Here is a 7,997-nt window from a genome sequence, read left to right as displayed (position 1 = left end):
AAGCAATTGCGGTATTTTATGCCACCTTTTTTTATTGCCTTCGTGAATAATTCAGGTTAGAATGACTGGTAGATGCCACTGAGCATTCATATACGTAACCATATTCTCTCAAATATGCCCATAGATTTGGAGCCGCAGTGTGAGGGTCATCAAACGGCATTCTGATGCATAGGTATGTGTTGATAGGGCCGCTAATCGACCTCTCAAAGAGGCTCCTGTTTGACCAATGTAAAACAAATGGTTAACCCCTTTGGCTCTAACCCTATAAACCCCAGGTAGATTGGGAATCCTTCGAAAGTCAATACCTCTATCCTTCAGAGGGACCCATTCACTCCATTCCAGCTCCTCCCAATTCGGTGATAACACATCTGCAGAATACATAACGACTCCAACTACAATATTATACTGCCATCAATTAAAGCTTGCGCGCATGAGTATTGCCAGTTTGTCTTTTGAGTGGTAATAAATCTTTCAGAGCAAAATCCATTTCCTATTTCCGGAGCTGCATCAGAATTGAAAAACACTTTTTTCTGCCCTTTCAACTCTTTTGTGAGCTTACAGAAAAGAGGCAAATAATCTTTCCCTCCTATAAAAACAAGAGTATCGCCATCATCAGGTATTTGACAAAAATCATCATAGCGATCTGATTTACGTCGATGACTGTAAGGCGGGACATTTCTGGCGTTGCTAAACGTTATATCATAATCAGGTGTCAGAAAATCGGAAGCGATTAGTCCCCAACCCGCTGAAAGGATATAGACCTGTTTGACTCCAAATTTATTCACCAAATTCTCATATACTTTAGGCTTATAGAGTCGAAATGCTGGTAACAAACGCAATGGATTTGATTCAGCATCTTTATTGATTTCCATAAGACGTTCACGCCAGGAATATTGACAATCCGAAAGATCATCTGGCCTCGCATAAATATACTGATCGTTTATAGGCGCACCGCCAAGGTTGGCTATAAATTTCACTAACCTTCCATCATTTGTGCGAAACCCTGACCCAGCCAGTTGTGGATTTTTCCTTCCAGCGCATTGAAGCACAATTTTCATAAAAAGCTTCCGGTTTTTTGGATGAACATGTCGAAGGTATCTAAGAACGAAGGGTTATAAGTCTCATCAACGTGGTTTTGATTCCATAATCCGGATAACCGAACTTTTTCACGATTGCATTTATAACCCCGCCATTCATGAGACTGGGGATCTAATGGAGGTTTTTTGTAGTTACTCAGTAATGCAATAGCATTTCTTTCGATAACCCCTCGCATGCTCTCAGGTGACGGAGCATCATCAACATCCAAATAGAGGAAAGGCATTTTTGTTATTATTGAGCTTACTTCTTTCTCAAGCAACTCTTCGCCACAACGGATATCAGCGCATGCTGATGATCCTTGGCCCCATGTTGAACATTCAGTGTTTTTATCGAAAAGGGTTGTGCCAACGAGCAACCTGAATATTGAGCCTCGATGGTTACCGCCCCCTGTTTTTATCGCACCCTTATGTTGGGAAAGTCGTTGAGCTAAAGTTGATTTTGAGTCCTGCTTTAGTCCATGAGTCCCAACTCTGACAATTCTATGACCAGTACCACTATCAGTTCTTAACTCCCCATGCTCCATAAAGAAATAAACCCCTCTTCTGGGTAAACTTTTTGAGTTACTATCGGACAGATAAAATGGGCCTCCGGTATTTTGTTCCAGCATCTTCAATAACTGGTAAAACATTTTTAGATCATCTTTTCTATTGTCCATTGTCAACAATATCCTGTTGTGATTTGCTGCGCTATTTTGGTAGTAACAATTCGTTGAACCGGCAGTGAGAAAGGCATTAGAAGCTGTTGTCGGAAACAACGGTCAATTTAACCCCAAGGGCATGAAGAACTGCCTGGACGGTTCCAAAACGGGGGTGAGAGCCGACACGTAATGCTTTGTAAAGGCTTTCCCTTCCCAATCCTGAATCTTTGGCTATTTGTGACATCCCCCTCGCTTTTGCAACATCACCTATAGCTGCGATAAACACCGGGGTTGGAGTCTTCAAGCGCAGCATAACTCAAGTTCAACAGTTATTCCGACTCTGTTTTAGCCTTTTGGCTTTCAGCCTGACGTCTTTTGATAATCTCGTCAGCCATCAGGAGAAAGTAGAATATCTTTTGTTGTCATAGTGTCAAGAATCACCACTCCGATTTGCGTTTAAGAAAGCAAATCTATAAAAAGTAATGGTTTAGATAATTCTGGCCGGATTTAGGGGGTTTGCGTTTAAGAAAGAAGGGTGCGTAAAACTGCCGGGCTGCATCGTCTTTTGCATGGGCAGCGATTGGACCGGATACAATTCAGTGATACGGAACAGCGGCAATTTACAGGTATAGATTTTGTGCAAACGCGAATGTTAGTTCTTCTCTTTCTGCTGACGGTGATCGACATATGAGCGCAGCACGGCATTGATTTTTGTCTGATAACCCTTGCCCTGATTGCGGAAATATTCAAGCACCTCATAATCAACGCGCATGTTGAGCACGGCTTTGGGCTGAGGCAGTTCAACCGTAGCACTGGACCAATCAACCACCATATCACCTTCATCGGGATCGCCAGCAATGGCTGCTTCTATCTCATCGTCGGTCAAAGCGGCTGCTTCTTCCCAGTTGCTTTTGTCTTCACCACGCTCCTGCATTGCGAGCAACTCTTTATCAGTATATCTGACGATACGATCGCTCTTCTTCATGTCGCGCTCTCCTGAATGAAATAATTCTGCTTCTCTCTTCTCTCCATGTCCAGACAACGGTATAAAATTTCCCGTCGATTATGGCTGTCGTGATATACCGTGCTTCGGCGGAATGAACGGATTGAGCGGTGATGGTTTTCCGTCCGTCGAAAAGAAGTCGAGCTGCTATAAAGTCGAGCTTGTGCTTTTCCAGGTTTCTTAACCGCTTCTCTTCATCCCACTCGAACATGGTTATAGTCTATACAATTTGTATGCACATTGCAAGAGAAAAACGTCAAGTTTCTTCCCTATGCTTCCCGCACTTCCAGCATGAAGAGAACTGCCCTTCAATCGATTCGCCGCAATCCGGGCAAACCCATTGGCTATGGGTTTCAAGCAGCGAACTCCGCCACGCCTCGATCAACCCTAAGGCTTTGGAATAGTCGGCATCGTTCATAACCCATAGTGCCGGGAGGCACTCCTGGGGCGCAAGCTCACCTGAAGCAATAGAGAGATGTTCGTTGCGGATGGTGCAGGCAATCTCCTCCCTGTCGAGCAGCTCCCTGAGCAGGTAGACCTCGCCTGACTGGCTCATCGTATTTGGTGTAAACAAATGCTTCATCAGGGCACCTCTAATTTATTATCGTGAGCGGTTTGAGTGCGAGGCGGACGGAGCAGCGAAACCGGAGTGTACACGAAGTACATGAGGATTTCGGGCACCGCCCAACGAAGTAATCATTTCGCGGAATAAATTAATCGCGGTGCCCTATTTGCCTGCGCCGATAACAACCTCATCGGAAAGCTCATTGCGGTCGCCGGCTTGCAGCGGAAAATGGGTAGAGAGGATATCTGCACAACGATCAACCGCTGTGGCAATTGCTGCGGCCTGTATTTTGGCATGGATGCCGCCGACAATGGTCGTAACAATCTCCTGCCAGACCTCCGTGTTCACCCGGTCATTGATTCCCTTGTCGGCAATAACACGCACCTTGCGCTCGAAAAGCGAGATATAGATGAGAATGCCGGTATGGTCAACCGTCTGGTTGAGATCCCTGTAATAAAAGGACTGAATTGCCGCCTCCTCAACCTCCTCTCTCATGTCGGAACGGGTAACAAAAATGCGTTTGAGCAGAGGCACCCGCCTGATCACTTCGTGAACGAAAATGAAAACCATACTGAAGAGAGCAGGAAAGAACCACATACTCTCCTTGCCGATAAATTGCTCATAGAGAACGGTAACGAGAATAGAGATGAGCATCGCTGTCAGAAGGCTGCCAAGCATAGAGGCAAGCGGATAGTGATAGCTGGAGGGAACAACCATGACGACGATCTCGCCCGAGGTACGTTTTTCCGCCTCAGCGACCCGTGCCTCAATATGCTGCCGTTCAGCGGCTGTAAGGAATTTTTCCGCCGGATCTTTCATAGTAGCACCAATCTTGATTTGTTCATAGAAGCGCTTTAAATCGTCGTGAGCGATTTGATGTTCAAGCCCCGGTGGGGCGAAATATCGGTAGCGCAAGCTACCAGTCGCCTGAAGCACCACCTCCGCCAAATCCTCCGCCGCCTCCGCTGAATCCGCCACCACCTCCACCGCCGAAGCTCCCGCCGCCGCCATAGAATCCGCCTCCGAGACCGCGATGAACCATAGGCCCGCCTCCCTTGTGGCCGCGGGAGAGCTGGCTGATAAAATAGATCACCAGCAGGATAATGAACAAAAGAGGAATGGAGGGCTTGCCGTTGCTCCCTTTTGCCTGGGGTTTCGCCTTATATTCACCATGAACTGCGGCAATGATGGCATCAACGCCTTTACTGAATCCGTCATCAAACTTGCCTGCCTTGAAAGAGGGTACTATCTCGTCATTGATAATCCGTCCGGAGAGAAGATCGGTCAGTCGCCCCTCAAGGCCGAAACCAACCTCAATGCGAACCTTGTGATCATCCCGCGAAACAATGAGCAGAACTCCGTTATCACTCCCTTTATGGCCGATTTTCCATGCTTCGGCCACCTTTATTGAAAAGTTCTCGATAGGCTCTCCTTCAAGCGAAGGAACGGTAAGAATAGCAATCTGAGTAGATTCCGCCGCTTCAAACTGCTGAAGCTTGGCCTCCAGTTCGGCTTTGACGGAAGGCGATATCATGGCGGCATAATCATTAACCCGCCCTGAAAGTGCCGGTACTCCGATAGCACTGAGGGTGCTGAGCGGCAACAGCTGGAGCAGTGCCGCCAGCAAAAAGAGAGCTGCCCTGACCTTCGACCTCATCAATCGATTCATGTCGCTTTTCAGTATCAGAATTTCACCGCCGGTACCGCTTTTGCTGCTTCATCAGCCTTGAAATATGACTTGGCCTGCAACTTCAGCAGAAGGTTGTTGGTAATGGAGTTCGGAAACTTCCTGATTGAAAAATTAAAAACCTCTACGGCACCGTTGTAGCGCTGACGGGCAACACTGATGCGATTTTCAGTTCCTTCAAGCTGAATCTGGAGATCCCGGAAATTCTGGTTGGCCTTAAGCTCCGGATAGCGCTCTACCGCCACAAGCAGGCGGGAGAGGGATGATGAAAGGCCTCCCTGGGCGCTCTGGAACCTTGCCATTGCCGCCGGGTCACTGAGCATCGCGGGTGTGAGCTGAATAGCGGTCGCTTTCGCCCTTGCCTCCACGACTGCGGTAAGCGTCTCCTTCTCAAAATTGGCCGCCCCCTTGACCGTTGCCACAAGATTCGGCACCAGATCGGCTCTCCGCTGCAACTGCGACTCAAGATCGCCCCATGAGCGGTTCACGGCCTCTTCATTCTGCTGGATAGAGTTGTATCCGCATCCTGAGAGCGTGCTTAAAAAAAGAAAAAAAGCAAGAAGTTTTGCCATAGACCATTTCATATCTCTCTCCTGTCTCATGTTTATATTTCGTTTAATTGTAATAAATATCTGTTCGGTATCGGAATCATATCTTTCCCCCGGGGTTGAAACCCTGCGCTACCAATATCGCGCTCCTCCGGAGCTTAAACATCTTATTCCTCAATTCGTCCATGCTGTCCCTGAACTCCTTTACGTCCTTTCCCTGCATTAACTAATCAGACGCTCAACAGTAAAGATTCCCTGCACTTTTTTCAGCTTGTCCATAAGGGTATTGAGCTTTTCGGCGTTACGGACATAGATCATCAGGGTTCCGACAAACATCCCGTCCCGAGCGTGAAGTGAAATGCTGCGGATATTGGTATCAAATTTGGAGATGACCGTGGTAAGCTGGTTGGAAATACCAAGACGGTCCTCTCCGACAATCCTGATACCGGCAAGGAAGTCGGTCTCGACCTTCCGGTTCCATGAAACCGAAACAACCCGTTCGCTTTTGAGCAGATTCTCGTTGCTGACGTTGACACAGTTCTTGCGATGGATCTTCACCACTCCCTCACTGGTCACAAACCCCAGCACATCGTCACCGGGCACAGGCTGACAGCACTTTGCATAGGAGTATGCAATATTGCTCATGCCAGCAATGGTCACCTCATCCTTTTTCGCTGCCGGACGATCAAGCTCCTGATCGTGGCGGGCAATCTGCAGATAGTCCTCAACCTGACGCGCCTCATCGGCAACGGTTTTCGAGGCCGGTTCATCCTTGCGGGGGTTGGTCACCCGTTCCATGACCTCTTCACCGTTAATCTGCTGGGTGGCAAGGGCACTGAAAAAATCGGAAGGGGTTTTGATTCCGTACCGTTTGGCCTGGGTAACAATATCGCTATCCGTAAAGAGCTTTTTGGTGCCGCTCACCATTTTCTCCCAGATGCCGCGCCCCTTCTCAATCTGCAGGCGCCGCTCCTCATTGATGGCAGAGCGGATTTTCAGCTTGGCACGCTGGGTCACTACAATTTTCAGCCAGTCAGCCTTGGGTTTCTGGTTTTTCGAGGTGATGATCTCAAGACGGTCACCGGACTTCAGCTCCGCATTCAGCCTTACAATCTTGCCGTTGACCTTGGCGCCGATACAGCCGTTACCAATCTCGGTGTGAATGGCATAGGCAAAATCTATCGGTGTGGCACCGGCAGGCATGGTTTTCATATCTCCCTTCGGAGTAAAGACATAAATCTCGTCGTGATAGAGATTGAGCTTGAACCCCTCCATGAATGCCGCTGCAGAGTCGGCATCCTTGATCAGCTCCCTTGCCCAGCGGAGAAATGAGTCGATATGGGCGTCATCCCTCGATATTTTCTCCTTGTAGCGCCAGTGGGCCGCAACACCGAGTTCGGCAAACTCATGCATCCGCTTGGTGCGGATTTGCAGCTCGATCATGTTCCCCTTCGGGCCGATAATGGCCGAATGAAGGGACTGGTATCCGTTATGCTTCGGTATCGAGATATAATCCTTGAAGTGCTGCGGTATCGGAGGGTACTTCTGCGTAATGAAACCGTAAACCGCAAAACAGTCGGCAATGCGCTCCGTATCGACAATCACCCTGAGGCCATAGAGATCGTGAATATCCTCAAAGTCCTTGTTCTTGTTGCGCATCTTGTTGTAGATGGAGAAGAGGTGCTTGGCCCGCCCCTGCACCTCAACCTTGAACCCCTGCTTTTCCAGATCGGCCGTAATCGGATCAATCATCTTGTTCAGGTAGTTGATCCTCTCCCCTCTGCTCAGACGGACCTTTTGCTGGAGAAACTCATACATCTCCGGATCGATATACTTGAGTGCAAGGTTTTCAAACTCGACCTTCATCTTTCCAAGACCGAACCGGTGAGCCAGAGGTGCATAGATGTCCCTGGTCTCAAGCGCGATCTTCAGCCGGCGATGCTCCGGAAGCGACTCAAGCGTTCGCATGTTGTGCAGCCGGTCGCAGAACTTGATCAGAATGACCCTGATATCCTTGACCATCGAAAGGAGCATCTTGCGAAACCCTTCCGCCTGTGTTGTCTCCCGGTTGATCATGATACCGGAGATCTTGGTCAGCCCTTCAACAATATCGGCTACCTCAACGCCAAGTTCGGCAACAATGTCCTCATAGGTGTAGCCGCTGTCCTCAATAACGTCGTGCAGCAGCGCGGCCGCCACGGAGACTCCGTCAAGGGGTAGCTCATTGAGCAGAATGGTGGCAACTTCAACCGGATGATAAAAAAAAGGCTCTCCTGAAGCCCTTTTTTCACCCTCATGTGCCCGATAGCACATAAAAAATGCCCGCTGAATAAGCGACTCATCAAAATTCTTGAGATTCCTGCGCGAAAGCCGGAGAATCTCGTTCAGTTTATTGTAATGGTTTTTCTCTATCTGGGCTAACATCGTAACATCAACTCCGGTGAACAACGCATTAAAAT

At 48.4% G+C, this 7,997-nt stretch carries 10 protein-coding genes; all 10 read right to left on the bottom strand.

Going from position 1 to position 7,997, the window contains the following annotated elements; all coding sequences use genetic code 11:
• Positions 1–392 precede the first annotated feature (392 nt).
• The 10 genes from BOO20_RS11615 to BOO20_RS11570 all read right to left on the bottom strand — a co-directional run bounded on the left by BOO20_RS11615 (position 393) and on the right by BOO20_RS11570 (position 7,962).
• On the bottom strand, positions 393–1,058 hold the full coding sequence (locus BOO20_RS11615; protein ID WP_076792858.1) for a hypothetical protein: 666 nt from the start codon (positions 1,056–1,058) through the stop codon (positions 393–395).
• On the bottom strand, positions 1,055–1,753 hold the full coding sequence (locus BOO20_RS11610) for a hypothetical protein (RefSeq protein ID WP_076792857.1): 699 nt from the start codon (positions 1,751–1,753) through the stop codon (positions 1,055–1,057). The genes BOO20_RS11615 and BOO20_RS11610 overlap by 4 nt, the downstream gene beginning before the upstream one ends.
• Before the next feature lie 76 nt (positions 1,754–1,829).
• On the bottom strand, positions 1,830–2,039 hold the full coding sequence (locus tag BOO20_RS12645) for an addiction module antidote protein (RefSeq protein WP_233120978.1): 210 nt from the start codon (positions 2,037–2,039) through the stop codon (positions 1,830–1,832).
• Positions 2,040–2,387: 348 nt separating this feature from the next.
• Positions 2,388–2,720: a BrnA antitoxin family protein gene (locus BOO20_RS11600; RefSeq protein ID WP_076792855.1), complete on the bottom strand. Its 333-nt coding sequence runs from the start codon at positions 2,718–2,720 to the stop codon at positions 2,388–2,390.
• Positions 2,686–2,949, bottom strand: coding sequence for a BrnT family toxin (locus tag BOO20_RS11595; protein ID WP_076792854.1), 264 nt, complete (start codon positions 2,947–2,949; stop codon positions 2,686–2,688). Before BOO20_RS11595 ends, BOO20_RS11600 begins: the two co-directional genes overlap by 35 nt.
• A 45-nt stretch (positions 2,950–2,994) precedes the next feature.
• Complete coding sequence (locus BOO20_RS11590; protein WP_076792852.1) at positions 2,995–3,321, bottom strand: DUF2007 domain-containing protein; 327 nt, start codon at positions 3,319–3,321, stop codon at positions 2,995–2,997.
• Positions 3,322–3,465: 144 nt separating this feature from the next.
• On the bottom strand, positions 3,466–4,122 hold the full coding sequence (locus BOO20_RS11585; RefSeq protein WP_076792850.1) for a TPM domain-containing protein: 657 nt from the start codon (positions 4,120–4,122) through the stop codon (positions 3,466–3,468).
• 97 nt (positions 4,123–4,219) lie between these two features.
• The gene (locus BOO20_RS11580) at positions 4,220–4,972 is read right to left on the bottom strand and encodes a YgcG family protein (protein ID WP_076792848.1); all 753 of its coding nucleotides are present in this window, start codon (positions 4,970–4,972) and stop codon (positions 4,220–4,222) included.
• Positions 4,973–4,986: 14 nt separating this feature from the next.
• The gene (locus BOO20_RS11575; RefSeq protein WP_076792846.1) at positions 4,987–5,574 is read right to left on the bottom strand and encodes a LemA family protein; all 588 of its coding nucleotides are present in this window, start codon (positions 5,572–5,574) and stop codon (positions 4,987–4,989) included.
• A gap of 186 nt (positions 5,575–5,760) precedes the next feature.
• Positions 5,761–7,962: a bifunctional (p)ppGpp synthetase/guanosine-3',5'-bis(diphosphate) 3'-pyrophosphohydrolase gene (locus tag BOO20_RS11570; protein WP_076792845.1), complete on the bottom strand. Its 2,202-nt coding sequence runs from the start codon at positions 7,960–7,962 to the stop codon at positions 5,761–5,763.
• Positions 7,963–7,997: the final 35 nt, after the last annotated feature.

It is taken from the genome of Chlorobium sp. KB01 (genome assembly GCF_001975465.1).
Classification (GTDB): domain Bacteria; phylum Bacteroidota; class Chlorobiia; order Chlorobiales; family Chlorobiaceae; genus Chlorobium.
Note: the sequence above shows the minus strand (reverse complement) of the source record. Positions and strands in the feature narration are given on the sequence as shown.